Origin of the sequence: Micromonospora sp. NPDC049204 (assembly GCF_040647935.1) — a bacterium.
In the GTDB taxonomy this organism is placed as follows: domain Bacteria; phylum Actinomycetota; class Actinomycetes; order Mycobacteriales; family Micromonosporaceae; genus Micromonospora.
Map to the genome: position 1 here is coordinate 211559 of NZ_JBEZDC010000007.1, position 24398 is coordinate 235956.

Annotated in this window: 28 protein-coding genes; 17 read left to right on the forward strand and 11 right to left on the reverse strand. The window is 72.2% G+C overall.

Annotation, left to right across the window (positions count from 1 at the left end; genetic code table 11):
- The first annotated feature begins 61 nt into the window (after positions 1-61).
- The 5 genes from AB0A90_RS16190 (at position 62) to AB0A90_RS16210 (ending at position 3506) form a co-directional block, all read left to right on the forward strand.
- Positions 62-730, forward strand: a complete 669-nt coding sequence (locus AB0A90_RS16190) for a response regulator transcription factor (protein WP_357247659.1) — start codon at positions 62-64, stop codon at positions 728-730.
- A complete protein-coding gene (locus tag AB0A90_RS16195) occupies positions 727-1902 on the forward strand; it encodes a HAMP domain-containing sensor histidine kinase (protein ID WP_357247662.1) in 1176 nt (391 codons plus the stop codon). Before AB0A90_RS16190 ends, AB0A90_RS16195 begins: the two co-directional genes overlap by 4 nt.
- Before the next feature lie 161 nt (positions 1903-2063).
- Positions 2064-2471 (forward strand): VOC family protein, encoded by a 408-nt coding sequence (locus AB0A90_RS16200; RefSeq protein ID WP_357247665.1) that lies wholly within the window; start codon positions 2064-2066, stop codon positions 2469-2471.
- A complete protein-coding gene (locus tag AB0A90_RS16205) occupies positions 2468-2887 on the forward strand; it encodes a VOC family protein (protein ID WP_357247667.1) in 420 nt (139 codons plus the stop codon). The genes AB0A90_RS16200 and AB0A90_RS16205 overlap by 4 nt, the downstream gene beginning before the upstream one ends.
- A 115-nt stretch (positions 2888-3002) precedes the next feature.
- Complete coding sequence (locus AB0A90_RS16210; RefSeq protein ID WP_357247669.1) at positions 3003-3506, forward strand: levansucrase; 504 nt, start codon at positions 3003-3005, stop codon at positions 3504-3506.
- Between the two features lie 63 nt (positions 3507-3569).
- Here the strand turns inward: AB0A90_RS16210 and AB0A90_RS16215 are convergent, their stop codons facing one another.
- The 5 genes from AB0A90_RS16215 to AB0A90_RS16235 all read right to left on the reverse strand — a co-directional run bounded on the left by AB0A90_RS16215 (position 3570) and on the right by AB0A90_RS16235 (position 10283).
- Positions 3570-4466, reverse strand: coding sequence for a hypothetical protein (locus tag AB0A90_RS16215; RefSeq protein WP_357247672.1), 897 nt, complete (start codon positions 4464-4466; stop codon positions 3570-3572).
- Positions 4467-4637: 171 nt separating this feature from the next.
- On the reverse strand, positions 4638-6698 hold the full coding sequence (locus tag AB0A90_RS16220; RefSeq protein WP_357247675.1) for a 3-hydroxyacyl-CoA dehydrogenase NAD-binding domain-containing protein: 2061 nt from the start codon (positions 6696-6698) through the stop codon (positions 4638-4640).
- Positions 6695-7891 carry a thiolase family protein gene (locus AB0A90_RS16225; protein ID WP_357247678.1) on the reverse strand — a complete coding sequence of 399 codons (1197 nt, stop codon included), beginning with the start codon at positions 7889-7891 and terminating at the stop codon, positions 6695-6697. The genes AB0A90_RS16220 and AB0A90_RS16225 overlap by 4 nt, the downstream gene beginning before the upstream one ends.
- Before the next feature lie 268 nt (positions 7892-8159).
- Entirely contained in the window at positions 8160-9479 is a 1320-nt protein-coding gene (locus AB0A90_RS16230) for a ribonuclease D (protein ID WP_357247681.1), read from the reverse strand.
- Between the two features lie 231 nt (positions 9480-9710).
- Complete coding sequence (locus AB0A90_RS16235) at positions 9711-10283, reverse strand: DUF3000 domain-containing protein (RefSeq protein WP_357247684.1); 573 nt, start codon at positions 10281-10283, stop codon at positions 9711-9713.
- Positions 10284-10419: 136 nt separating this feature from the next.
- Between AB0A90_RS16235 and hemE the strand changes: the two genes are divergently transcribed.
- The 3 genes from hemE to hemQ are packed head-to-tail and all read left to right on the forward strand — an operon-like array spanning position 10420 to position 13631.
- Positions 10420-11517, forward strand: coding sequence for a uroporphyrinogen decarboxylase (gene hemE, locus AB0A90_RS16240; RefSeq protein WP_357247687.1), 1098 nt, complete (start codon positions 10420-10422; stop codon positions 11515-11517).
- Between the two features lie 6 nt (positions 11518-11523).
- Positions 11524-12933, forward strand: coding sequence for a protoporphyrinogen oxidase (hemG, locus tag AB0A90_RS16245; RefSeq protein ID WP_357247689.1), 1410 nt, complete (start codon positions 11524-11526; stop codon positions 12931-12933).
- Positions 12930-13631: a hydrogen peroxide-dependent heme synthase gene (gene hemQ / locus AB0A90_RS16250; RefSeq protein WP_357247692.1), complete on the forward strand. Its 702-nt coding sequence runs from the start codon at positions 12930-12932 to the stop codon at positions 13629-13631. The genes hemG and hemQ overlap by 4 nt, the downstream gene beginning before the upstream one ends.
- Before the next feature lie 57 nt (positions 13632-13688).
- Here the strand turns inward: hemQ and AB0A90_RS16255 are convergent, their stop codons facing one another.
- From AB0A90_RS16255 to AB0A90_RS16270, 4 genes are all read right to left on the reverse strand, one after another.
- Entirely contained in the window at positions 13689-14813 is a 1125-nt protein-coding gene (locus tag AB0A90_RS16255; protein ID WP_357247695.1) for a lytic polysaccharide monooxygenase, read from the reverse strand.
- 118 nt (positions 14814-14931) lie between these two features.
- Complete coding sequence (locus AB0A90_RS16260; protein WP_357247698.1) at positions 14932-15387, reverse strand: GNAT family N-acetyltransferase; 456 nt, start codon at positions 15385-15387, stop codon at positions 14932-14934.
- Between the two features lie 19 nt (positions 15388-15406).
- Entirely contained in the window at positions 15407-16348 is a 942-nt protein-coding gene (locus AB0A90_RS16265; protein WP_357247701.1) for a DMT family transporter, read from the reverse strand.
- 245 nt (positions 16349-16593) lie between these two features.
- Positions 16594-16854 carry a Prokaryotic metallothionein gene (locus AB0A90_RS16270; protein WP_355051720.1) on the reverse strand — a complete coding sequence of 87 codons (261 nt, stop codon included), beginning with the start codon at positions 16852-16854 and terminating at the stop codon, positions 16594-16596.
- A 154-nt stretch (positions 16855-17008) separates the two neighbouring features.
- On the opposite strand from AB0A90_RS16270, the gene AB0A90_RS16275 reads away from it, so the two are divergent.
- From AB0A90_RS16275 to AB0A90_RS16285, 3 genes are all read left to right on the forward strand, one after another.
- Positions 17009-17284 carry a glycoside hydrolase gene (locus tag AB0A90_RS16275; RefSeq protein ID WP_357247704.1) on the forward strand — a complete coding sequence of 92 codons (276 nt, stop codon included), beginning with the start codon at positions 17009-17011 and terminating at the stop codon, positions 17282-17284.
- A gap of 109 nt (positions 17285-17393) precedes the next feature.
- Positions 17394-18128 carry a lytic polysaccharide monooxygenase gene (locus AB0A90_RS16280; RefSeq protein ID WP_357247706.1) on the forward strand — a complete coding sequence of 245 codons (735 nt, stop codon included), beginning with the start codon at positions 17394-17396 and terminating at the stop codon, positions 18126-18128.
- A 62-nt stretch (positions 18129-18190) separates the two neighbouring features.
- Positions 18191-18784, forward strand: a complete 594-nt coding sequence (locus AB0A90_RS16285; RefSeq protein WP_357247709.1) for a DUF305 domain-containing protein — start codon at positions 18191-18193, stop codon at positions 18782-18784.
- A 31-nt stretch (positions 18785-18815) separates the two neighbouring features.
- Here AB0A90_RS16285 and msrB read toward each other — a convergent pair whose 3' ends face one another.
- On the reverse strand, positions 18816-19220 hold the full coding sequence (gene msrB / locus AB0A90_RS16290) for a peptide-methionine (R)-S-oxide reductase MsrB (protein WP_357247712.1): 405 nt from the start codon (positions 19218-19220) through the stop codon (positions 18816-18818).
- A 47-nt stretch (positions 19221-19267) separates the two neighbouring features.
- Here msrB and ligD point away from each other — a divergent pair, with 47 nt between their 5' ends.
- Complete coding sequence (gene ligD, locus AB0A90_RS16295; protein WP_357247715.1) at positions 19268-20302, forward strand: non-homologous end-joining DNA ligase; 1035 nt, start codon at positions 19268-19270, stop codon at positions 20300-20302.
- A gap of 120 nt (positions 20303-20422) precedes the next feature.
- Complete coding sequence (locus AB0A90_RS16300; RefSeq protein WP_357247717.1) at positions 20423-21673, forward strand: DUF222 domain-containing protein; 1251 nt, start codon at positions 20423-20425, stop codon at positions 21671-21673.
- A 176-nt stretch (positions 21674-21849) separates the two neighbouring features.
- On the opposite strand, the gene AB0A90_RS16305 is transcribed toward AB0A90_RS16300, so the two are convergent.
- Positions 21850-22587 carry a VOC family protein gene (locus tag AB0A90_RS16305; RefSeq protein WP_357247720.1) on the reverse strand — a complete coding sequence of 246 codons (738 nt, stop codon included), beginning with the start codon at positions 22585-22587 and terminating at the stop codon, positions 21850-21852.
- A gap of 135 nt (positions 22588-22722) precedes the next feature.
- On the opposite strand from AB0A90_RS16305, the gene AB0A90_RS16310 reads away from it, so the two are divergent.
- From AB0A90_RS16310 to AB0A90_RS16325, 4 genes are read left to right on the forward strand one after another with little or no spacing between them, the layout of a single operon-like run.
- A complete protein-coding gene (locus AB0A90_RS16310; RefSeq protein ID WP_357247723.1) occupies positions 22723-23355 on the forward strand; it encodes a YdeI/OmpD-associated family protein in 633 nt (210 codons plus the stop codon).
- A 31-nt stretch (positions 23356-23386) separates the two neighbouring features.
- Positions 23387-23866, forward strand: coding sequence for a DUF2975 domain-containing protein (locus AB0A90_RS16315; RefSeq protein WP_357247726.1), 480 nt, complete (start codon positions 23387-23389; stop codon positions 23864-23866).
- Positions 23866-24081 (forward strand): helix-turn-helix transcriptional regulator, encoded by a 216-nt coding sequence (locus AB0A90_RS16320; RefSeq protein ID WP_357247729.1) that lies wholly within the window; start codon positions 23866-23868, stop codon positions 24079-24081. Before AB0A90_RS16315 ends, AB0A90_RS16320 begins: the two co-directional genes overlap by 1 nt.
- Positions 24078-24242: a hypothetical protein gene (locus AB0A90_RS16325; RefSeq protein ID WP_357247732.1), complete on the forward strand. Its 165-nt coding sequence runs from the start codon at positions 24078-24080 to the stop codon at positions 24240-24242. The genes AB0A90_RS16320 and AB0A90_RS16325 overlap by 4 nt, the downstream gene beginning before the upstream one ends.
- Positions 24243-24398: the final 156 nt, after the last annotated feature.

The window sequence follows — 24398 nt, forward strand, 5'->3', positions numbered from 1 at the left end:
CGAGGGAGGATGGTTGCCGGCTGGCACTAGGTTGTCGGTGGTCAGCAGCGAGGAGGCCGGGATGCGGGTACTGGTGGTGGAGGACGAGCGCAACCTCGCCGACGCGATCGCGCGCGGGTTGCGCAAACGGGGGATGGCGGTCGACGTCGCGTACGACGGCGACGCCGGCCACGAGGCGGCGTTCGTCACCCGGTACGACGTGGTGGTGCTGGACCGCGACCTGCCCGGCGTGCACGGTGACCAGATCTGCGCGGATCTGGCCGCCTCCGGTGCGCTGACCCGGGTGCTGATGCTGACCGCGAGCGGCACGGTGGCCGACCGGGTGGAGGGATTGCAGCTCGGCGCGGACGACTACCTGTCCAAACCGTTCGCCTTCGACGAGTTGGTCGCCCGGGTGCAGGCGCTGGGCCGGCGGGCCACCCCGGCCGCGCCGCCGGTGCTCGAACTGGCCGACCTGGTGCTCGACCCGGCCCGCCGGGTGGCCACCCGCGCCGGGGTGCCGGTCGACCTGACCAACAAGGAGTTCGGGGTGCTCAGCGAGCTGCTCAAGGCCCGCGGCGCGGTGGTTTCCAGTGAGGAACTGCTGGAACGGGTCTGGGACGCGAACACCGACCCGTTCACCACGATCGTCCGCGTCACCGTGATGACGCTGCGCAAGAAGCTCGGTGACCCGCCGCTGATCGAGACCGTGGTGGGCGCGGGTTACCGCACGGCCGAGGTGGGCGCGTGAGCCGCCGGGTCCGGCCCACCCTGCGGTTGCGGCTGACCCTGCTCAACGGGGTGCTGCTGGTCGGCGCGGGGGCGATCCTGGTGCTGCTGGCCTGGCTGTTGGTCCGGGACGCGCTGCGCCCCACCGACGAGCTGTTGCCCGGCACGACGGTCCTGCTCTCCGACGGCGGGCGGATGGACGCCGCCGAGTGGCAGCGGCGCCTGGTCGACGCCGCGTCCGGGGAACTGCTGGCCAAGGGCCTGGTCGCGCTGTTGGCGATCAGCGTGGTCGGGGTGGCCGGCGCGTACGCGGTGGCGGGCCGGGCGCTGCGCCCACTGCACCAGGTCACCGCGACCGCGCAGCGCCTCGGCGAGGCCACCCTGGACCAGCGGATCGGCTACTCGGGCGCCGACGACGAGGTGGCCGAGTTGGCGAAGACGTTCGACGCCATGCTGGACCGGATCGCGTCGGCGTTCGAGGCGCAGAAGCGCTTCGTGGCGAACGCCTCGCACGAACTGCGTACTCCGCTGGCCGTGATGCGTACCGAGATCGACGTGACGCTCAGCGACGACGACGCGGATGCCGCGGAGTACCGGCGGATGGCGACGGTCGTCCGGGACGCGTCCGAGCGGGCCAACGGCCTGGTGGACGCGCTGCTGGTGTTGGCCCGCAGCGAGGCCCAGGCCGGGCGGCAACTGGGCCGGCGCACCGAGTGTGACCTCTCGGCGGGCACCGCGAACGCGTTGTCGGCGATGCGCCGCGAGGTGGAGCGGATCGGCCTGCGGGTGCAGACGTCGTTGAAGCCCGCGCCGGTCGTCGGTGACCCGGGGCTGCTGGACCGGTTGGCCGGCAACCTCATCGAGAACGCGGTTCGCTACAACCACCTGCACGGCCGGCTCTGGGTGCGCACCGGCACCGACGGCGAACGGTCCTGGCTGGTCGTGGGCAACACCGGGTTCGAGGTGGACCAGGCCGACGTGCCGGGGCTGTTCGAGCCGTTCCGGCGCGGTGGCCGGGAACGCACCGGCGCCCGTGGCTCCGGCCTGGGGCTGTCCATCGTCCGGGCGGTCTGCACGGCGCACGGCGGCACGGTACGGGTCATCGCCCAGCCCGGCGGTGGCCTGGAGGTGACGGTCACCCTGCCGTCGGCGGACGCCCCGGCGGTGAACGGCGCGGCGGTCACGACCGGCTGACCGGGGTTGCGCGCGGCGTTCGACCGGTGGCAAGATCACGCCGTCAGCTCGAGAAGCGAAGGGGGGTGCGTCGATGTCCACCAATCATGACTCCGCGCCCCGGGTCTGCGCCGGCTGACTCCCGGAAGCGGAGCGTCCCATCCCACACGGAGGGAACACCCGTGTATCCACGGATCCGCAACATCAGTTTCGACTGTCACGACACGTACGCCCTGGCGGGCTTCTGGGCCGCCGTGCTCGGGTACGCCCGGCACTCGGAGGACTTCCCGGGTGACCCGGAGGCGGCTCTGCTGCCGCCGGGCGAGACCACGCCGAACCTGTTCTTCCAAGAGGTGCCGGAGGACAAGGTGACCAAGAACCGGCTGCACATCTGCCTGGAACCGGTCGACCGGACCAGGGACGAGGAGGTCGAGCGGGTGCTCGGCCTCGGGGCCACCCTGGTCACCGACCGACGGCGCGCCGACGGTACGGGCTGGGCGGTGCTCGCCGACCCGGAGGGCAACGAGTTCTGCGTGGTCCGCAGCGTCGGGGAACGTGTCGCCACCACCACTGAGGAGGACCAGCTGTGAGTTCGACGATCCACAACATCAGCATCGACTGTCACGACACGTACGCCCTGGCCGGCTTCTGGGCGCAGGTCTTCGACTGCCCCCGGCATCCCGACGACTTCCCCGGCGACCCGGAGGCGATGCTCCTGCCGCCGGGCGGCCCGGAGGTGCTCTTTCTCGCCGTGCCCGAGGGCAAGACGGTGAAGAACCGCCTGCACCTGGACCTGCAACCCGCCGACCGCACCCGGGCCGAGGAGGTCGAGCGGCTGCTCGGCATCGGCGCGACGCTCGTCGCCGATCACGTCGGCCCGACCGGCGGGGGTTGGGTGGTGCTCGCCGACCCGGAGGGCAACGAGTTCTGCGTACTCGGCAACGCTGACGAGCGGGCGGCGGCAGCGGCGGCGCGGGCCGCGGCGGGAGACAACGAACCGGCCTGATCGCCGGCGTACGGTTCGGGGCCTCGGCCACCCTGCGGTGGCCGGGGCCGCGGAACCACTCCGCCGTGGTGTTGGATGAACGGCCACGGCAGTCGGATGAGGGATGTGTGGCCGGATGGACACGAAGACGACCGAGCCGGTGCGGCCGTACCTCACCGCGGCCGGGGAGCGGCTTCGGTCTGACCGCTGCGAGGTGTGGACCGAGAACTGGGGCGGCGTACCGGTGCTGATCGGTCACCGGGGCGACTTCCGGATGCGGTGGATGGCGACCAAGCTGCACCTGTTCACGGTCGCCGCACCGGCGACGCTTGTCACGGCGGACGCCCTGCAGAGGTTCACCGCCACGGCGATGGACTACGTGTTGGCCCGCAAGGGGCAGCTGCGTGGCCTTCAGACCGGCGTGGCGGTGTTTCCCGCCCTGGTCGGTGTCCAGGTCGATCCGGCGGCCTCGGCGTGGGCGCAGGGGGGCCAGCAGGTGAAGTTCGCCGCGGTGGCCCGACCGGTGGCGGTGGAGGTCGGCAGTGGCACGGCCAGCGCCTACCGCGGCAACCCGGTGCTCGGCTTCATCTACGCGGCCCACCTGCGGAACAAGCTGAACACGTACTTCCCGGTGGTCTGAGCCGGAGTACGGCACGGGGCCTCGGCCACCCTGAGGTGGGCGAGGCCCCGGTCGTCGCACGGCTCAGGAGCGCTGCTCGATCTGGCCCCGGATGGTGACGAACTCGGCCTCCACCTGCTTGGCGGTCTTGAAGTAGACCACCACCATGCCCACGCTGCCCCGGTCGGCCCAGACGCAGACACCCAACGGGATGTTCCCGGCGGCCTTGCCGTCCCCGCACTTCGCGTCGCCGCCGAGCGGGCCGGCCTCGACCGCGGCCATGTTGGTCACGGTCAGTTCGGTGGTGAGCCCGTTGACGGCGTCGTCCAGTTCCTTCTTCGGGTCCGTCATCAGACCGGACACCGCGGCGATCATGACGATGTCCTGCTTGGTCGGGTCGCCGTAGAACGCACCGACCGTGCTGGTCTCGTTCTGCACCTCGGCCTTCATCTTGGTGACCAGATCGTCGGCGGCCGCCTGGAGCTGCGGGTCGGTGAGCTTCGGCCGGCCGGCGAGGGTCGCCGGCGCGACCACCCGGGTCTTGGTGGCGTCGACGACGTCGCCGACGTCCTTCCGGATCGCGAACCAGGTGATCGCCGCCCCGCCCAGGCAGAGCACCAGCACCACCGCCAGCACGATGAGCACGATCTTGCCGACGTTCGACTTCTTCGCCGGGGGCGGGCCGCCGGGCAGGTACGGCTGACCCGGCTGCGCGGGTGGGAACCCCTGCTGCTGCGGAGGCGGCCACCCACCGGGCTGCTGCGGCTGACCCGGGTACTGCTGCTGGCCCGGCTGCTGGGGCCATCCACCGGGCTGCCCCGGCTGGCTCGGCTGCTGCGGCCACCCACCGGGCTGGCCCGGCTGCTGCGGCCACCCACCGGGCTGCTGCGCCTGGCCCGGGTACTGCGGCTGCCCCGGCTGCTGGGGCTGGTTGGCGGGATCGTGCGGCGGGCCGTACGGGTTGGCCGGCGGCTGAGACATCAGTTGGCTCCAAGTCAGGGGGTGCGAAGCGCGTGATCCTAACCCGGTGCGGCAACCGGCGATGCCCCCGCGTCGGCCCCCCTCGGGCAACCGGCTGATCACAAACGGTCGCGGTGGTCGGCCGTCCACGAGGGACGGTCCGACCACCGCGACGGTGACGCGGTGGACTCGTCAGGCGGGCAGGCTCGCCGCCCCGTGCGGCAGGAACCGCTGACCGGTGACCCGCTCGGAGGTGCCGGTCCGATCCAGGTACGGCGTGACGCCACCCAGGTGGAACGGCCACCCGGCGCCCAGGATCATGCACAGGTCGATGTCCTGCGCCTCGGCGACCACGCCCTCATCCAGCATCAGCCGGATCTCCTGCGCGAGCGCGTCGAGCGCGTTCTGGCGTACCTGCTCGGCGGTCAGCGGCTGGTCACCGACGACGAGCAGCTTGGCCACCTCGTCGTTGACCTGGTCGTCGACCACGATCGGCTGACCGGAGTCGGCGATCCGCCTGAGGTTCTCGCTGACCCCGAACCGGTCCGGGTACGCCGCGTGCAGGGTGCCGCCCACGTGGTACGCGACGGCCGGTCCGACGAGCTGGAGCAGGGCGAGCGGGCGCATCGGCAGGCCCAGCGGGTCCAGTGCGCTGTTCGCCACGTCCAGCGGGGTGCCGGCGTCGACGGCGGCGAAGACGGTGCCCAGGAAGCGGGTGAGCAGCCGGTTCACCACGAACGCCGGAGCGTCCTTGACCAGCACGCTCGACTTCTTGAGCTGCTTGCCGACCGCGAACGCGGTGGCCAGGGTGGTGTCGTCGGTGCGCTCACCCCGGACGATCTCCAGCAGCGGCAGCACCGCCACCGGGTTGAAGAAGTGGAAGCCGACCACCCGCTCCGGGTGCTCCAGGTCGGCGGCCATCTCGGTGATCGACAGCGAGCTGGTGTTGGTGGCGAGCACCGCCTCCGGGGAGACGATCTTCTCCAGCTCGGCCCAGACCTGCTTCTTGACGCCCAGGTCCTCGAAGACCGCCTCGATGACGAAGTCGGCGTCGGCGAAGGCGCTCTTGTCGACAGTGCCGCTGACCAGCCCGTACAGCTTGGCGGCGGTGCCCTTGTCCATCCGGCCCTTGACGACGGCCTTCTCGATCTGGCTGTGCACGTAGCCGACGCCCTTGTCCACCCGGGACTGGTCCAGGTCGCTCATGACGACCGGCACCTGGAGGCGGCGGGCGAACAGCAGCGCCAACTGGCTGGCCATCAGGCCGGCGCCGACGATGCCGACCTTGGTGATCGTGCGGGCCAGTCCCTTGTCCGGTGCCCCGGCCGGCCGCTTGGCCCGCCGCTGCACCAGGTCGAAGGCGTACAGGCCGCTGCGCAACTCCTCGGAGAAAACCAGGTCCGCGAGGGCCTCGTCCTCGGCGGCGGTGCCGGCGGCGAAGTCGCCGTCCTTCGCCGTCTCCAGCAGGTCGAGGGCCTTGTACGCGGCCGGGACCGCGCCGTGCAGCCGCTGGTTCAGCGTCTCGCGGGCGAAGTAGAGCACGCCCGCCCACATGTCCTTGTCGACCTCGGGCCGGGTCACGGTGACCTGACCCCGGACCACGCCGGCGGCCCACTCCAGGGAACGCTCCAGGAAGTCCGCCGGCTCCAGCAGGATGTCCGCGATGCCCAGCTCGGCGGCCTGCTTCGGCTTGAGCATCTTGTTCTGCATCAGCGGGTTCTGGATGATCACCTGGGTCGCGGCGGGGATGCCGATCAGGTTCGGCAGCAGTTGGGTGCCGCCCCAGCCGGGCACCAGACCGAGGGAGACCTCGGGCAGCGCGAGGGCCGCCGCGCCGCCGGACAGCGTCCGGTAGTGGCAGTGCAGCGCCAACTCCAGCCCGCCGCCCATCGCCGCCCCGTTGACGAACGCGAAGGTGGGGACCGTGCTGTCCTTGAGTCGGGCGAAGACCCGGTGACCGAGCCGGCCGATCTCCAGCGCCTGCGCGCGGTCGGCGAGTTGCGGCAGGCCGACGATGTCCGCGCCCACACAGAAGATGTACGGCTTGCCGGTGACCGCGATGAACGCCGGGTCGGCGGCGAGCGCGGCGGTGATCGCCTCGTCCAGGCTGGCCAACCCACCCGGACCGAACGTGTTCGGCTTGGTGTGGTCGAGCCCGTTGTCCAACGTGATCAGGGCGGCGGGCCGGTCCAGCCCCGGTACGTTCACCTGCCGCAGCAGCGCCCGGGTGACGACCTCGTTCGGTGTCTTCACTTGTTGCCACCCTCCCAGTGCGGGTTCTCCCAGATGACCGTGCCGCCCATGCCGATGCCGATGCACATCGCGGTGAGGCCGTACCGGACCTCGGGGTGCTCGGCGAACTGGCGGGCCAGCTGCGTCATCAGCCGTACGCCCGACGAGGCGAGGGGGTGGCCGATGGCGATCGCGCCGCCCCACGGGTTGACCCGCGCGTCGTCGTCGGCGATGCCGAAGTGGTCGAGGAAGGCGAGCACCTGCACGGCGAACGCCTCGTTCAGCTCGAACAGGCCGATGTCGTCGATGCTGAGCCCGGCGAGACGCAGCGCCTTCTCCGTCGACGGGATCGGGCCGACGCCCATCACCTCCGGCTCCACGCCGACGAAACCGAACGACACCAGCCGCATGGCGACCGGCAGGCCCAGCTCGCGGGCGGTGGCCTCGTCGGCGAGCAGGCTCGCGGTGGCGCCGTCGTTCAGGCCGGCCGCGTTGCCCGCGGTGACCTTGCCGTGCGGGCGGAACGGGGTCTTCAGGGTGGCGAGCTTCTCCAGCGACGTGTCCCGCGGGGCCTCGTCCACCGTCGCCAGGCCCCAGCCACCCTCCTCGTCGCGGATGGACATCGGCACCAGGTCGTCCTGGAGCTTGCCGTTGGCGTACGCCTTCGCGGTCTTCTGCTGCGAGGCGAGCGCGAACGCGTCGGTGCGTGCCTTGGTGATGTGCGGGACCAGGTCGTGCAGGTTCTCCGCGGTGGCGCCCATGACCAGCGCGGACGGGTCGACCAGCTTCTCCGCGATGATGCGCGGGTTGGGGTCGACGCCCTCGCCCATCGGGTGGTGTCCCATGTGCTCGACGCCGCCGGCGATGGCGACGTCGTACGCGCCCATGGCGATGCCGCTGGCCACGGTGGTCACCGCGGTCATGGCGCCGGCGCACATCCGGTCGATGGCGAAGCCGGGAACGGTCTTGGGCAGACCGGCCAGCAGGGCGGCGGTACGGCCGATGGTGAGGCCCTGGTCGCCGATCTGGGTGGTGGCCGCGATGGCGACCTCCTCGACCCGCTCCGGGGGCAGCTGCGGATTGCGGCGCAGCAGTTCACGGATGCAGCGGATCACCAGGTCGTCGGCGCGGGTGTTGGCGTACATGCCACCCGCCTTGCCGAACGGGGTACGGACACCGTCGACAAAGACGACATCCCGAACTTCACGGGGCACTTGAGCCTCCTATTCGACCATGATTCGGCCTTCGGCCATGCGGCACGCCGGACCGGACAAGGGTCGCCGACACGGGCACGTTCCCCCGAATGCTACTCGCCAGTAACCACCCTGGTGCCACGTCCCCCTGTGGCCCACCCCACACCCGGCGCCACCCCACCCCTCGGTCGATCACGGAGTTGTTGTCACGACACGCCGGTCGCGGTGGCAATAACTCCATGATCAACCGCAGGGGGCGGGTGATGGGTGGGTGGGATTGGGGCGGGGGTTAGGGGGTGGGGTTTAGGGCTTCGGTTAGGTCGGGGTTCAGGAGGCCGATCTGCCATTCGCGGGCGTTGAGGCCGCGCAGGGTCTCCGCGACCGTCTCCTCGGTGAGGTCCTCCGGCGGCGTCCAGGCCAGCCGGCGCACCGAATCCGGGGTGATCAGGTTCTCCGGCGGCAGGTTGTGCTCACCGGCGACGCGGATCACCACCTCCCGGCAACGGGCGAGCCGACCAGCCGCCACCGGATCCCGTTCGGCCCAGCGGTGCGGCGGGGGTGGACCCTCCACGGTCGGGGAGACCGGCAACGAGTCGTCCGGCAACTGCCGGGCGTCGTCGAGAGCGGCGAGCCAGGTGCGGGCCAACCGACGGACCGACCGACCGCCGAAACCGGGCAGGGTCAGCAGGGTCTTCTCGTCCTTCGGGTCCAACTCGGCGGCGGCGATGATCGCCGAGTCGGGCAACACCCGACCGGGCGCGGCGTCCCGCCGGGAAGCGATCTGGTCCCGGGCGTACCACATCGAGCGGACGCGAGCCTGCGCCCGCGCCCCGCGCAGCCGGTGGATGCCGGAGGTACGCCGCCAGGGCTCCGCCCGGACCCGCGGCGGGCGCGCCCCGGTGCGGACCAGCGCGGCGAACTCCTCCGCGGCCCAGGCCGACTTGCCCTGTCGGGTCAGCTCGGCGTCGAGCGCGTCGCGCAGGTCGGTGAGCAGTTCCACGTCGAGAGCCGCGTACGTCAGCCACGACTCGGGCAGCGGTCGGCTCGACCAGTCGGCGGCCGAGTGGTGCTTCTCCAGGGTGAACCCGAGCAGCTGCTCGGTCAGCGCGGCCAGCCCGACGCGCTCGAACCCGGCCAGCCGAGCTGCCAGCTCGGTGTCGAACAGTCGGCGCGGGCGCAGCCCCACCTCGGCCAGGCAGGGCAGATCCTGGCTGGCCGCGTGGAGCACCCACTCGGCATCCCCGATCGCCGCGTCCAGCGCACTGAGGTCCGGCAGGGGCAGCGGGTCGATCAGCGCCGTACCCGCGCCGGCCCGGCGCAGTTGCACCAGATACGCGCGCTGGCTGTAGCGGTAGCCGGAGGCGCGCTCGGCGTCCAGGGCGACGGGGCCGCTGCCCGCCGCGAAGCGGGCCACGACCTCGGCGAGCTCGGCCGGGGCGGCCACCGGATCGGGGGTGCCGTCACGCGGGGCGATCAGCGGAACGGGCCCACCGTCGGTCGGGTCGACCCTGTCGTCCGCCGGCTGCGGCTGGGCCGACGGCGGGTGCTGGGGTGCGTTTCCCGGGAGTTCTTCGGCGGGCCGACGGCGCTGGGGTGGTTCGTCGGTCACCTGCCAACCCTAGTGCGCGCGGTGAACCGGCGGGTGCAGCCGGTCCGGCGTGTGTCGATCAGGTGTCCGCGAGGTGTCCCGGCCAACTGCCCACACCCCGTCGATCATGGACCTGTGGTGCCTCACAAATGCCGCGCACAGCAGTATTTCGCCCACCCCAACTCCATGATCGACGCGGAAGGGGGCGGGGCGCGGGGCGGGACGGGCGCGGGAGGGGATGGACCGGTTGGGTCAGGCCGCGCCGGCCGACCGGCGATCGGCCAGGGCGGTGACCCCCGGTGGTGGCAGACCGGCCGTGGAGGCGAGCAACGCACACCAGCCGAGCAGGTGCGGCGTCAGCTCGTCGTCGACAGGCGTCCAGGAGGCGCGGATCTCGATGTCGCCCACGGTCGGCGGGCCGGCGAGGTCACCGAACCGGGTCGACATGGTCTGCGTCACCGTGCCGCCGATCGCCCGGTGGCCGGCGTCCTGGGCGTCCAACGCGTCGGTCAGCCACGTCCAGCCGACCCCGGGCAGCAGCGGGTCGGCGGCCAGGTCGACCTCCAACTCGGCGGTCACGTAGGTGACCAACCGCAGGGTGCCCTGCCACGCCTCGTGGCCGACCGGATCGTGCAGCAGGATCAACCGGCCGGTCGCCACCTCGTCGCCGTCGCGCAGGACGGTCGCGGAGAGCGCGAACGTGTACGGGGCCAACCGCTGGGGGGCCCCGACCTCCTCCAGCGTGATCTCCGGCCGGGGGGTCGCCGATCGCAGCCCGGCGACCGCGCGGGCGAACGTCTCCGGGAGCGCGATCGGGGGGGCCATGTCGGCAGCCTATGCCGCCGTCGGCCCCCGGCTCCGACGGCGCGCCGACACCCGTGCGCCGCCGGAGGCCCACGGAAGTCACTCTTCCTTTCACCCCAGGTGGGACGGGGGTGGTGGGCGTGGCACGATTGCGGCGATGACCACGGACACCACGGGCACTGTCGCCCGAGACGGAGAACCCCGCCCCGGCGGACCAGCCGACTCGCCCTTCGTCAGGGCCTGCTGGCGACGGCCCGGCCCGCACACCCCGGTCTGGTTCATGCGCCAGGCCGGCCGCTCGCTGCCGGAATACCGGGAGATCCGGGCGACCGTGCCGATGCTGGAGTCCTGCCGTCGCCCGGAGTTGGTCACCGAGATCACGCTCCAGCCGGTGCGCCGGCACGGAGTGGACGCGGCGATCCTGTTCAGCGACATCGTGGTGCCGGTCGCGGCGGCCGGTGTCGATCTGGACATCGTGCCGGGCACCGGTCCGGTGGTCGCCGAGCCGGTCCGCACCCTCGCCGACGTCGAGCGGATCCGCCCCATCACCCACGACGACGTCCCGTACGTGGACGAGGCCGTCCGGCAGTTGGTGGTCGAGCTGGGCGACACCCCGCTCATCGGTTTCGCCGGCGCGCCGTTCACCCTGGCCAGCTACCTGGTCGAGGGTGGGCCGTCGCGGACCCACGCGAAGACCAAGGCCCTGATGTACGGCAACCCGGAGCTGTGGCACGCGCTGTGCGGCCGGCTGTCCGAGGTGACGCTCGCCTTCCTGCGGGTGCAGATCGAGGCGGGTGTGTCCGCCGTGCAGTTGTTCGACTCCTGGGCGGGCGCGCTGTCCGAGGCCGACTACCGCCGCTACGTGCTGCCGCACTCCACCGCCGTGCTGAGCGGGCTGGTCGACTCCGGGGTGCCGCGGATCCACTTCGGGGTGGGCACCGCCGAGCTGCTCGGCGCGATGGGCGAGGCCGGCGCGGACGTGGTCGGCGTCGACTGGCGTACCCCGCTGGACGTGGCCACTCAGCGGATCGGCCCGGACCGGGCGGTGCAGGGCAACCTGGACCCGTGCGTGCTGTTCGCACCGTGGCCGGTGGTGGAGGCCGAGGTGCGTCGCATCCTGGAGCAGGGCCGGGCGGCCCCCGGGCACGTGTTCAACCTTGGCCACGGTGTGCTGCCGGAGACCGACCCGGAGGTGTTGACCCGGGTGGTCGCGCTGGTGCACGAGCTGTCCAGCCGCCGGGCCGACCAGGGCTGAGCGGGCATGCGGCAGCCCTGGCGGGTGGCGGTGGTCGGCGGCGGGATCGCCGGCCTGGCGGCCGCGGTCCGCCTGCGCGACCACGCACCGGCCGGCACCGAGATCACGGTGTACGAGCAGTCCGGCGCGCTGGGCGGCAAGCTGCGGACCGGGGAGTTGGCCGGCCAGCCGGTGGAGTTCGGGGCCGAGTCGTTCCTGATGCGTGACCCGACCGGGGCGGAGTCCGCCGTGGTGACCCTGATCCGGCGGCTCGGGTTGGCCGATCGGATCGTGCACCCCACGGTGGGGCAGGCCGCGCTGGTCGTCGACGGCGGGCTGCGCCCCATCCCGGGCGGCACCCTGGTGGGCGTACCCGGGGATCTGGACCGGGTGACCTCGGTCGCCCGCCCGGCGGCGGACGCCGACACCGACGACGGGCGGCCGCTGGTCGGGCCGGACGCGGACGTCTCGGTGGGCGCGCTGGTCCGGTCCCGCTTCGGCGACGAGGTGGTCGAGCGGCTGGTCGACCCGATGCTGGGCGGTGTGTACGCGGGCCGCGCCGACGATCTCTCCCTGGTCACGACGATGCCGGCGCTGGCCCGCACGGCCCGGGTGGAGCACACCCTGACCGGTGCGGTCCGGGCCGCGCAGGCCGCCGCGCCGCGCGCCCCCGGCGCTCCGATCTTCGGCACCCTGGTGGGTGGGCTCAGCACCCTGGTCGAGGCGGCGGTGTCGGCCAGCGGCGCGACGGTACGGCGGGACGCCGCCGTCCGCGAGGTGACCCCGACCGGCACGGGTTGGCGGCTCACCGTCGGCCCGACGCGCGACCCCGCGCTCGTCGACGTGGACGCCGTGGTGCTGGCGGTGCCGGCGCGACCGGCGGCCCGGCTGCTCGCGGGTCCGGCCCCGGTGGCCGCGAAGGGTGTCGGCGAGTTGGACTACGCGAGCGTCGCGTTGGTCACGCTGGCGCTGCCGCAACCGCAGCTGCCCGAGCTGTCCGGTTTCCTGGTGCCCAGCACCGAAGGGCTGCTGATCAAGGCGGCGACCTTCTTCACCACCAAGTGGGGGCACCTGCGCCGGCCGGACGGCCTGGCGTTGGTGCGGGCGTCGGTGGGCCGCTACGGCGAGGAGGCGCACCTTCAGCGCCCCGACGCGGACCTGGCGACCACCGTGCACCGAGAGCTCTCGGCGGTGCTCGGCACCCCGTTGCCCGCCCCGGTCGACGGGCACGTGCAGCGGTGGGGCGGTGCGCTGCCGCAGTACGCGCCGGGGCACGCCGACCGGGTCGCCGCGGCACGCGCGGCGTTGCGCGCCGCGTACCCCACCCTGGTCCTCGCCGGCGCTGGTTACGACGGCGTCGGCATTCCGGTCTGCGTCCGCTCCGGCGAGACGGCGGCCGACGAGATCATCACAGCACTGGGAGGATCGGCGACATGACCGAGCAGACCAACGCGGCCCGCCTGCGGGAGCTCAACGACAGCATCCGCTACACCATGTGGTCGGTGTTCCGGGCCAGCGCCCCGCTGCCGTCGCTGCGGGACAACGTCACCGGCGAGGTCGTGGCCCTCTTCGACGAGTTGGCCGGCAAGGACGTGGTGGTCCGCGGCGTGTACGACGTCGCCGGTCTGCGCGCCGACGCGGACGTGATGATCTGGTGGCACTCCGCGTCCCCCGACGCGCTCCAGGACGCGTACCTGCGGTTCCGTCGCACCACGCTGGGGCGGTCGCTGACCCCGGTCTGGTCGCAGATGGCGCTGCACCGGCCGGCCGAGTTCAACAAGAGCCACATCCCGGCGTTCCTGGCCGGCGAGGAGGCCCGCCCCTACATCTGCGTGTACCCGTTCGTCCGCTCCTACGAGTGGTACCTGCTGCCCGACGCCGAGCGGCGCGAGATGCTGGCCGAGCACGGCAAGATGGCGCGCGGCTACCCGGACGTCCGCGCCAACACGGTGGCCTCGTTCGCGTTGGGTGACTACGAGTGGATGCTCGCCTTCGAGGCCGACGAGCTGCACCGGATCGTGGACCTGATGCGGGATCTGCGCGCCTCCGGCGCCCGCCGGCACGTCCGCGAAGAGGTCCCGTTCTACACCGGTCGCCGTCGCTCGGTCGCCGAGATCGTCAACTGCCTGGTCTGACCCCGGTTACCGCCGGCCGGTGCCGCACCCCCGCCCGGGTGCGGCACCGGACGGAGGTCAACTGGTCGACGTGCAGGAGACCAGCGGAACCGGGTTGCTGCCGTTCCACGAGCCGAGGAAACCGAACGTGGTGCTCGCGCCGGCGGCGAGGGTGCCGTTGTGGTTGGCGTTGCGTGCGGTGACCAGCGAGCCGTTGGTGCTGACCGTCGCGTTCCACGACGAGGTGACCTGCTGGCCGTTGTTGTAGTTCCAGCTCACCGACCAACCTTTGGTGGGCGATCCGCCCGCGCTCACCTTCACCTCGGCCTGGAAGCCGCCGGACCACTGGCCGGTGACCTGGTACGTCGCCGTGCAGGCCCCAGCCGGCGGCGGGGTGCTCGGCGGCGGGGTGGTGGGCGGCGGGGTGGTGGGCGGCGGCGTGGTGGGCGGCGGCGTGGTGGGCGGCGGGGTCGTCGGCGGCGGCGTGGTCGGCGGCGGAGTCGTGCCCCCGAAGGTGACGTCGCTGCACAGGTAGTACGACTGGTCGAAGTGGCTGGCCTGCCAGACGGTGTAGACGATGTGCCGTCCGGTGCGCCCGGCCGCGTTCACCGGGATCTGGATGGAGACACCGCCGGTGTCCGGGTTCCACTGGGAGGCCGGGGTGTTGCCGATCTGACCGGCCAACTCCAGGTCGTCCCAGCCGAGCGGCTCGTTGAGCGCGTCGAAGCCCTGCTTGGTCACGTACACCCGGATGTAGTCGGCGCCGTGACTGGCCCCGTCGAAGAAGCGGAGCCGGAAGTTGTTCGACACCGCGGTGGTCTTCCACGCGCCGATGGTGTCCAGCGCGTTGTAGCGACCGTTCTGTGTGCGCCCGCCGCTGCACAGCTGGCCGTTGGGGACGGCGGCCTGGTGGTTGCCGCCCACACCCTCGCGGAACTGGCCGTTCCAGTTCCACATGGCCTGCGGGTCGGCCTGCCAGGCCTGCCAGCACATCGGGTCTTCGGTGGCCATCCGGGGGTTCTGGAACTCGGCGCCCCACCGTTGCCAACAGCTGTAGCTACGCGAGGCCGGATCGACGACCGACCCGTGCGCGGAGGCGGGTTCGGCCCGCATCGTGTTCAGAGCGGTCGTCAACAAAAGCGTGCTGGTCGCCGCGATGGCGAACAACCAGAGCACGCGTCGTGATCGGGTGAGAGTGGACATGGAGCCCCCGGGGGGAGAAGGTCGGACGGCGACACCCGGACTGGCGGGAGTTGCCCACTCCCGCGCCTAATCGCTGGCTCCCGCGACGGCTCTACCCGGAACCATGCCAGCTCGATCGTCAGCCGTCAATGACGTCGCGGCGCATCGGGGTGTGCGGGATGCCGTCCTCGACGTACTCCGGGCCGCTGACCGCGAAGCCGTGCCGGGTGTAGAACGCGACCAGGTGCGACTGGGCTTCCAGCACGCACGGCCGGTTGCCCACCACGTCCAGCGCAGCGCTCATCAGCCGGCCGGCGTGCCCGCCGCCGCGCGCCTGCGGGGCGACCACCACCCGGCCGATCCGGGCGGTGCCGTCCGGATCGGCCAGGACCCGCAGGTACGCCAGCGGCGCGCCGCCGTCGGTCAGCCAGATGTGGCGGGTGCCCGGCTCGACGTCGCGCCCGTCCAGCTCCGGGTAGGGGCAGTGCTGTTCCACCACGAACACGTCGATGCGCAGCTTGAGCAGGTCGTGGAGGGTGCGGGCGTTCAGGTCGGCGAAGGACGCCGTCCGGATCTCGGTGGTCTGCGAGGGCATCCGACGATGGTAGGCCGCCTCAGGGGGTGTCTCGTCGAGGCGTCAGGTAGGTGGCGGCCACGGCGGTGAGCAGTAGCACACCGCCGCCGACGACCGGCAGCGGAAGCGGCTCGTGCAGCAGCGCCACGGCCAGCGCCGCCGCGGTGAGCGGTTCGAGCAGGGTCAGCACGGCGGCGACGCTGCCCGGGGTGGTCCGCAGCCCGGCGTAGAACAGCGCGTACGCCACCGCCGTGGTGATCACGCCGAGGTGCAGCAGCAGGGCCACGGTGTCGGGGCGGACCGGCACGCCGACCCCGGCGACCACGGCGAACGGGGCCAGGGTCAGCGCTCCGATCACCGTGGAGATGGTGGTCAGCGTCATCGGCGCGACGCGCTGGGACGCCTCGCGGCTGATCAGGGTGGTCACCGCGTACCCGAGGCCGGAGCCGGCCGCCGCGAGCAGGCCGAGCAGTGGCGCGGGCGCGGCGGCGGTGGGGTCCGCCGTCGCCCCGGTGATCAGGGCGAGGCCGACCACTGCCGCGACGAGCGTGGCGAGGCGCAGCGGGCCGGGGATCCGGCGGGCGCGCACCGACTCCCAGGCCGCGGCGAGCACCGGGGCCAGGCCCAGACTGACCACTGTGGCGACGCTGACGCCGGCCCACGCCACCGCGACGAAGTAGAGCGCCTGGTAGAGGCCGAGGCCGAGGCCGGTGAGCAGCAGCGGTACGGGTGTCGCCCGCAGGGCGGACCGGAACGCGCCGAGTCGGCCGGCGGTGCACGCCAGCAGCACGAGCGCGGCGATCGCGAGGCGGTGGAAACCGATGCTCACCGGGCTGAGCCCGGTGCTGTCGCGCAGGAGTTGCACCGCCACGCCGGTGGTGCCCCACAGCACGCCGGTGACGGTGATCTGGATCAGGCCGGTGCGGGTCGGACCGGCGGTCGTGGCCGGGGCGGCCGGCGGCACGGTACGGGAGAGGGACACGGAGGCGCTCCGAAGGGTGAGCCGTTGACGGGGACGACGTCGACGGAGCGCGTACGGCAGGGTGCCGAGCCGGGTGCGTCACCGGGTCGGGGAGGGCGCGGCGCTCCGATCAGGAGCGCGGCGGAGGCAGAACGCCGAGCAGTGGCCGCATGGCGACGACCGTACCGCAGGATGGTGGGATCGGGCGCGGCGTTGCGGCGCGGCCGGTCGGTCAGGCCGGGCGGGCGGTCAGGCCGGGCGGGCGGTCAGGCCGGGCGCGCGCCGACGGCGTCGCGGATCTCGGCGCCCTCGGCGCCCTCGACCGCGCGGGCGCAGTGTCCGCAGCAGAAGAAGCGGCCGTTGACCTCCACCCCATGTCCGACGATCTTGACCTGGCAGTGCTCGCAGATCGGTGCCATCCGGTGGATCGCGCACTCGAACGAGTCGAAGGTGTGCACGTCGCCGCTGACGGTGTGCACCTCGAACGCCATCCAGTAGTCGTTGCCGCAGACCTCGCACGTGGCCATGACCAACCCCCTCATTCCGACTTTTCGCCCAGAATGCCGCACGCTGGGACGCGCGCGGACGGAAACGCCGCTCTCCGGCGGCCGGTGCGGCGTGTCGGCTCCGGCGTGTTGTCCGTTGTGCCAGGTGAACCGCCGCAACCCCCGGAGGGTCACAGTGATCAAGCGCAACAAGCTCTTCGGCAACCAGACCCGGGTCACCTTCTGCCTGCCCCGGGACTCCCCGCCCGGTCCGGTGAGCGTCGTCGGCTCCTTCAACGACTGGGAGCCGGGCCGACACGAGTTGGTGATCCGCCGCGACGGCATGCGGACGGTCACCGTGAAGCTCCCGCCGGGGGAGTACGTCTTCCGCTACCTCGCCGCCGACGGCATCTGGTTGGACGACGACTCGGCCGACCAGGTCGACGACCGGGGCAGCCTGCTCCGCCTCTGAGCCAAAGTCGTCACCATCGATGGATTTATTGATGGGAGTCTTTACTGTTAACAATGTTTAAATTATGTTGAGGGGCACCTGACCGGACCCTGGAGAAGGAGCCGCCCCGATGCGTCGAAGAATCACCATCCCGCTGGTGGCGGCCGGTGCCGTCGCCGCCACCCTCACCGTCGCCGCTCCCGCGCAGGCGCACGGTTACGTCTCCGCCCCGCCCAGCCGGCAGGCGCTCTGCGCGCAGGGCCGGATGCCCGACTGCGGGCAGATCAGGTACGAGCCGCAGAGCGTCGAGGGACCCAAGGGCCTGCGCAGTTGCAATGCCGGCATCGCCCAGTTCGCCGTCCTCAACGACGACAGCCGGGGCTGGCCGGCCACCTCGGTCGGCAGCTCGCTGACCTTCACCTGGGTGAACACCGCCCGCCACGCCACCAGCAACTGGGAGTACTGGATCGGCAACACCCGCGTCGGCGTGGTCAACGGCAATGGCCAGCAGCCGGGCGCGACGGTCTCGCACACCGTCAACCTGGGCGGCTTCTCCGGACGGCAGAAGATCCTCGCGGTGTGGAACATCTCCGACACCGCGAACGCCTTCTACTCCTGCATCGACGTGCAGGTCGGCGGCGGCGGGTCGAACCCGACCCCCACCACCTCACCCACCCCACGACCCACCCCGACCGCCACGCCGAGCGCGACGCCCGCCCCGGGCGGCAGTTGGACCGCGGGACGGGCGTACCAGGTCGGTGACCAGGTCACCTACGGCGGAGCGACGTACCGCTGCCGGCAGGCGCACACGGCGATCCCGGGGTGGGAGCCGCCGAACGTACCGGCGCTCTGGCAACAGGTCTGACCCCACGGGTGCGGTCATCGGCCGCACCCGTGTCGCCGTCCCCGCGTGAACGGAGCACCGGCATGCGCCGTCGTACCCGTCTGGTGTCCCTTGTCGCCGCGGTGCTGCTCACCGGCGCCTGCGGTGGGTCGCCCACGTCGAGCCCGCCGGTCGTGCCGCAACCGGCCCCCGCCGCGACGGCGTCGTCCGGGGGCGCGGGGTCCGCGGTCGCCGGGGACACGATGAGCGGGATCGACGTGGTCTTCCTGACCACGATGGTCGGGCACAGCGAACGCACCCTGCAGATCGTCGCGCTGGCCCGCGACCGGGTGCGCGACGACGCGCTGCGCACCCTGGCCGCCGCCATCGAGGCGACCGAGGCCGACGAGCTGTCCGCGATGCGCGGCTGGTTGCCCACGGCCGGGCCGGGTGCCGGCGCGGGCGCGCACCAGCACGACGGGCACGGCGACGACGGCGCGCTCGACCGGCTGCGGACCGCGCCCGACCCGGACGTCGACCGCGCGCTGCGCGAGGTGCTCGCCGACCACCAGCGTGCGGCGGCCGACCTGGCCCGAGCCCAGGTCGGCGTCGGCCGAAACGAGCAGGTCCGCGACCTGGCCCGGCGGATCGAGCAGTCCCGGACCGCCGAGGTCGAGCTGCTCCGGGGTACGCCGTGAGCGCGCGTCGACCGCGCCCGCACAGCTCAGGTCAGCGGGGTTCCAACCGGACCGAGATCGAGTTGACGCAGTGCCGGGTGTCCTTCGGGGTGAAGCCCTCGCCGTGGAAGACGTGCCCGAGGTGACTGTCGCAGCGGGCGCAGCGGATCTCGGTGCGCGCCATGCCGAGGCTGCGGTCCTCGATCTCCTTCACCCGGCCCGGGATGGCGTCGTCGAAACTCGGCCAGCCGCAGTGCGAATCGAACTTCGTGTCGCTGGAGAAGAGTTCCAACCCGCAGGCGCGGCAGTGGTAGACCCCCTGGGTCTTCGTGTCCACGTACTCGCCGACCCACGGGCGTTCGGTGCCGGCCTCCCGCAGGACGTGGAACTCCTCGGGGGTCAACCGGACCCGCCACTCGTCGTCGGTGCGGGGCAGCTCGTTGTCGTCAAGACTCACCCCTCAACGGTACGTCGAACGTCGGGGGTGTGGCATAAGGTCGCGAGATGGCGGGCACCAAGGCAGCGGTCACCGAGGTCGAGGTGGCCGGGCACACCGTACGACTGAGCAGTCCGGACCGGGTGATCTTCCCCCAGCGGGGCTTCACCAAGGCGGACGTCTTCCACTACTACCTCGCGGTGGGCGACGGGATCATGCGTGCCCTGCGGGAGCGACCCACCACGCTGCAACGCTTCCCCGAGGGCATCGAGGGTGAGGCGTTCTTCCAGAAACGCGTGCCCACCCGAGGGGTGCCGCCCTGGCTGAGCACCGCCCAGATCACCTTCCCCAGCGGTCGCAGTGCGGCGGAGCTGTGCCCGGCCGATCTGGCGCACGTGGCCTGGGCGGCACAGATGGGCACCATCGTCTTCCACCCCTGGCCGGTGCGCGCCGCCGACGTCGACCGACCCGACGAGCTGCGCATCGACCTCGATCCGCAGCCCGGCACCGACTTCGCCGACGCGGCGCGGGCCGCCGCAGGGGTCCGCGCGGTCCTCGACGAGCTGGGCGTGGCCGGCTGGCCGAAGACCTCCGGTGGCCGGGGTGTGCACGTCTACCTGCGCATCCAGCCCCGCTGGACGTTCACCGAGGTGCGCCGGGCCACCATCGCGCTCGCCCGGGAGGTGGAACGCCGCCACCCCGACCTGGTCACCACCTCCTGGTGGAAGGAGGAGCGCGGCAACCGGGTCTTCGTCGACTTCAACCAGACGGCCCGGGACCGGACGATCGCCTGCGCGTACTCGCTGCGGGCCAACCCACGGGCCACCGTCTCGACCCCGGTCAGCTGGGACGAGCTGCCCGACGTCGACCCGGACGACTTCGACCTGCGTACCGTGCCGGCCCGGCTCGCCGAGCGGGGCGACCCGCACGCCGACATCGACGACGCCCCGTGGGACATCACGCCACTGTTGGAGTGGGCCGACCGGGACGCCGCCGCCGGCCAGGGCGACCTGCCGTACCCGCCGGACCACCCGAAGATGCCCGGCGAACCCAAGCGGGTGCAGCCCAGCCGCGCCAAGCGCACACCCGACGAAAGCGCCTGAGCGAGGCGCGGTGGCGTCCTCGCTGGACGTCGGTCACCGGGTCCATCCAACGAACCTCTCCCATGCCAGACGAATGTCATCGCGAGCGAAGTTGTCGTACACCTGTTCTAGGGTTTGGGTGTGATCGATGAGTTGGTGCGGGCGGAGGGTGCGGTGGCGGCCTGCACCGACGCGGCCGCCTGGGCTCTCGCCGAGCAGGAGCTGATCGATGCTCTCGACGCCGCGCACCGCGTCGAGCAACGTCTTGCCGCCGTCAAGCTGGCGTTGGTGCGTGAGTTGGACGGTCGCGGCACCGCACTGACGCAGGGCGCTTCCAGCACGGCGGTCTGGTTGCGCGAGCGACTGCGGCTGACAGTTCCCGCCGCGCGCCGGCTGGTCGACCTCGCGGCCCGCGTCGACGCGGCCCCGAGCGCCGTGCGGGATGCCTTGACGAGCGGCGCGGTCAGCGTGGAGCAGGCCCGGGTCATCGCTGACACCGTCGCCACCGTGCAGACGGCCGCCGGGCCGGAGGTCGCCGACAAGGCCGTCGGCGTGCTGGTCGACTGGGCCGGCCAATTCGACCCCACCCTGTTGCACAGGCTCGGCAGCCGCATCCTCGACCACGTCGCCCCCGAGATCGCCGACGCCGCAGCCGCGGCGGCCCTGGAGGCCGAGGCCGCTCGCGCCGCCCGCGACCGGCACCTCACCGTCTCCGAGCAGACCGGCGGGCAGCTACGGCTCAGCGGCATCCTCGACGCGGAGACCGCCGCGCTCGTGCGCGCCGCCATCGACCCGCTCAGCGCACCCAGTGCAGCCGACGACACGCGCACCGCCGGCCAGCGTCGGCACGACGCCCTCGCCGACGTGTGCCGGCTGGCTCTGCGCACCGGTGAGCTACCGGAGCAGGGCGGCGACCCGGCCCAGCTCGTCGTCACCACTGGCTTCGACGAGCTGACGCGGCGGTTGCGCGCCGGCGCGCTCGACGTCGGCCCGCGGCTCACCCCGGAGACGGTGCGTCGGCTCGCCTGCGACGCCGCCGTCCTGCCGGCCGTGCTGGGCGGTGCCGGTCAGGTCCTCGACGTCGGCCGGCAACGCCGCCTCATCAGTGGTCCGCTGCGGCGTGCGCTGGTGCTGCGCGACGGAGGCTGCGCCTTTCCCGGCTGCGACCGGCCGCCCCGCTGGTGCGCCGCCCACCACATTCGACACTGGGTCGACGGCGGCCCGACCAGTCTCGACAACGCGGTGCTGCTCTGCGGCCACCACCATCGGCACCTGCACCAGGGCGAGTGGGCGGTTCGGCTGGGGGGCGACGGCAACCCGGAGTTCGTCCCGCCGGCCTGGCTCGACGCCGACCAGATCCCGCGTCGCAACCACTACCACCGGCGGACGTGACCGATCCCAAGCGGCCCCGAACCGGCGACCGAGGTGCGAGGCGGCTCGGGGGATGCCCGCCGCCGCCGGGGGCGTCATGGCGTCCAGGTGTCCCGGTGGACGTGCCGCGTGGATGACGCGGGTTCGGCTCAGCGCGGGTTCGGGTCAGCGCGGGTTCGGGTCAGCGCAGGTTCAGGTCAGCCTGGAGTGAGGACGCAGAACTCGTTGCCCTCGGGGTCGGTGAGGACCTTCCAATGGATCTCGCTCGGGCTCAGGTCGACGGCGGTGGCGCCGAGGGCCTGCAGCCTGGCCGCCTCCGCCGCCAGGTCGTCGCCTGGATAGGGGCGGACGTCGAGATGGACGCGGTTCCACCCGGTCTTCACGTCGGGGGTGCGGACGAACCGCAGATATGGGCCAACGCCCTTGGCGGAGCGCAGCACCGCGCTCTGGTCGGTCACCTCGTGCGAGGTCCAGTCCGTGGCCGTGTCCCAGAAGCTGGCCATGGCCCGTGGATCCGCGCAGTCGACCACCACGGCGGCGATCGGGCCGGTGTCCCGGTAGAGCGGTCGGGGGTCCAGCACGCAGAACTCGTTGCCCTCCGGGTCGGCCAGGACCGTCCAGGGCACATCGCCCTGACCGATGTCGACTGGTGTCGCGCCGAGATCCCGCAGGCGCGTGACCAGTTGCGCCTGCTGGGCCGCGGAGGAGGTGGCGAGGTCGACGTGTACGCGGTTCTTCACCGTCTTGGGTTCCGTCGAGACGACGAGGTCGACGCAGACGGCGACGGGATCGGGGTAGACGAAGCCCTCGGGTTCGAGGTTTGTCACGCCGGGTCCCTCGCTGGAGATTCCCCAGCCGAGCGCCTGCGCCCAGAAACCGCCGAGTGCGGCATCGTCCCGAGCCTTCATGTTGATCTGCACAAGCCGTGTTGCCATGGCGACGATGGTAGAGCCTGACCGGCCGGCGGCTGGCCGTGACGTCGGCCCGGGCGTCGGCCATGCGTCCGCCCCGGCGTCGGTCCTGGTGTCCACCGGGGCGTCGGTGTCGGCCGTGGCGGTTAGCCTGCCGCCATGGTGAGCCCAGAGCTGGATGAGTTGATCGTCGCGGACAACGCGGCCCTGCGCGCGTGGTTGTCGGCCAACCACGCCACATCGCCCGGTGTCTGGCTCGCCCTGACCAAGAAGGGCGGCACGGTCACGACGCTGACCTGGCAGCAGGCGGTCGACGAGGCCCTGTGCTTCGGCTGGATCGACGGGCAGGCCCGGAAACGGGATCAGGAGAGCTCCTGGATCCGGTTCACCCCGCGCCGGGCCCGTAGTGCCTGGTCGCAACGCAACGTCTCCCACGTGGCCCGACTGGAGGCGGAGGGGCTGATGCTGCCCTCGGGTCGCGCCGCGGTGGAGGCCGCGAAGGCGGACGGGCGCTGGTCGGCTGCCTACGCCCCGCCGTCGGAGGCCGAGGTGCCGGCCGATCTCCTCGCCGCCATCGCCGCCGACCCCGCCGCGCAGGCCATGTTCGACGTCCTCACCAAGACCAACCGGTTCGCGCTCATCCACCGCCTCAACGCCGTCAAGCGGGCGCAGACCCGCGAGCGGAAGATCGCCGAGTTCGTCGCCATGCTGGCCCGCCACGAGACGATCCACCCGCAGAAAGCGAGCCCAGTGGCTGCCCAGGCGGGAGATGACGCTTCGGAGAGCGATTGACTTTCGATAGGTAACGAGCGAAACTCGATGCATGGTGACAGAGCATCGAGCGGTAGCCGCTCTCAGGGTTTTTCTCGGGGTGCTGTTCGTGGTCCTGATCGGGTTCCAGACGTTCTCGCTGCCCGGACAGTTCGCGCACATGGCCCAGGAGTCGCCGGAGCAGGCCTACCTCCGGTGGCCGTTGACCGCCATCACGGTGTTCTGGGTGCTGTGCGTCCAGGTGGTCATCGTGTCGACGTGGATGCTGCTCAGCCTGGTCAAGAACGACCGCATCTTCACCGAGGCGTCCCTGCGGTGGGTCGACCTGATCGTGTGGGCCGTCGGCGCCGCGTGGGTGGTGCTCGTGGGGGTCTTCCTCTACGTCGGCTTCAACGCGGACGATCCGGGTGGTCCGATCCTGCTGTTCCTCCTGACGATGGGTGTCACCGTGCTCGGGCTTCTCATGGTGGTGATGCGTGCGCTGCTGCGGCAGGCGACCACGCTGCGGACCGACATGGAGGCGGTGATCTGATGCCCATCGTCGTGCGCATCGACGTCGAGTTGGCCAAACGCAAGATGAGCGTCGGTGAGTTCGCCGAGCGTGTCGGGCTCACGCCCGCCAACGTGGCGGTGCTCAAGAACGGCCGTGCCAAGGCCGTCCGCTTCAGCACGCTGGAAGCGATGTGCCGGGTCCTCGGCTGCCAGCCCGGAGACCTGCTCGAGTGGGTCGAGGAGGACACCCCGTGAGGTACGTCCTGACCGTCGGCGTCGTTCTCGCGGTCGCCCTCGGCGTCGCCGGCATCGTGCACGGGGAGGCCGACGACTCGCCCGGCCTCCAGCTCCTGGGCGTCGTGCTCGTCCTCGGAGCGGTGGCGTTCGGCATCCGCAACCTCCGCGGCGGCAGCTAGCCAGCCGTCCGGGCGCGGGCCGGCAGCCCTCCCGAAGCGCGGGCCGGCCCGCACCGACCCCTCTCGTAGTAACGATCATGTAACGGGCGCGAACCTTTCCCGGTGGGTGGCCTGTCTTGATGGTCGTCGGCCCGTCAGGGCCAGGGGAGGCGTCGG

Bases quoted from the DNA above. Each gene is read 5' to 3' on its own strand.
- AB0A90_RS16210 (WP_357247669.1), top strand. From the start codon at position 3,003: ATGGACACGAAGACGACCGAGCCGGTGCGGCCGTACCTCACCGCGGCC.
- AB0A90_RS16315 (WP_357247726.1), top strand. From the start codon at position 23,387: ATGGTGACAGAGCATCGAGCGGTAGCCGCTCTCAGGGTTTTTCTCGGG.
- ligD (WP_357247715.1), top strand. From the start codon at position 19,268: ATGGCGGGCACCAAGGCAGCGGTCACCGAGGTCGAGGTGGCCGGGCAC.
- AB0A90_RS16285 (WP_357247709.1), top strand. From the start codon at position 18,191: ATGCGCCGTCGTACCCGTCTGGTGTCCCTTGTCGCCGCGGTGCTGCTC.
- hemE (WP_357247687.1), top strand. From the start codon at position 10,420: ATGACCACGGACACCACGGGCACTGTCGCCCGAGACGGAGAACCCCGC.
- hemG (WP_357247689.1), top strand. From the start codon at position 11,524: ATGCGGCAGCCCTGGCGGGTGGCGGTGGTCGGCGGCGGGATCGCCGGC.
- AB0A90_RS16255 (WP_357247695.1), bottom strand. From the start codon at position 14,813: ATGTCCACTCTCACCCGATCACGACGCGTGCTCTGGTTGTTCGCCATC.
- AB0A90_RS16320 (WP_357247729.1), top strand. From the start codon at position 23,866: ATGCCCATCGTCGTGCGCATCGACGTCGAGTTGGCCAAACGCAAGATG.
- AB0A90_RS16305 (WP_357247720.1), bottom strand. From the start codon at position 22,587: ATGGCAACACGGCTTGTGCAGATCAACATGAAGGCTCGGGACGATGCC.
- AB0A90_RS16270 (WP_355051720.1), bottom strand. From the start codon at position 16,854: ATGGCCACGTGCGAGGTCTGCGGCAACGACTACTGGATGGCGTTCGAG.
- AB0A90_RS16235 (WP_357247684.1), bottom strand. From the start codon at position 10,283: ATGGCCCCCCCGATCGCGCTCCCGGAGACGTTCGCCCGCGCGGTCGCC.
- hemQ (WP_357247692.1), top strand. From the start codon at position 12,930: ATGACCGAGCAGACCAACGCGGCCCGCCTGCGGGAGCTCAACGACAGC.
- AB0A90_RS16310 (WP_357247723.1), top strand. From the start codon at position 22,723: ATGGTGAGCCCAGAGCTGGATGAGTTGATCGTCGCGGACAACGCGGCC.
- AB0A90_RS16280 (WP_357247706.1), top strand. From the start codon at position 17,394: ATGCGTCGAAGAATCACCATCCCGCTGGTGGCGGCCGGTGCCGTCGCC.
- AB0A90_RS16260 (WP_357247698.1), bottom strand. From the start codon at position 15,387: ATGCCCTCGCAGACCACCGAGATCCGGACGGCGTCCTTCGCCGACCTG.
- AB0A90_RS16215 (WP_357247672.1), bottom strand. From the start codon at position 4,466: ATGTCTCAGCCGCCGGCCAACCCGTACGGCCCGCCGCACGATCCCGCC.
- AB0A90_RS16190 (WP_357247659.1), top strand. From the start codon at position 62: ATGCGGGTACTGGTGGTGGAGGACGAGCGCAACCTCGCCGACGCGATC.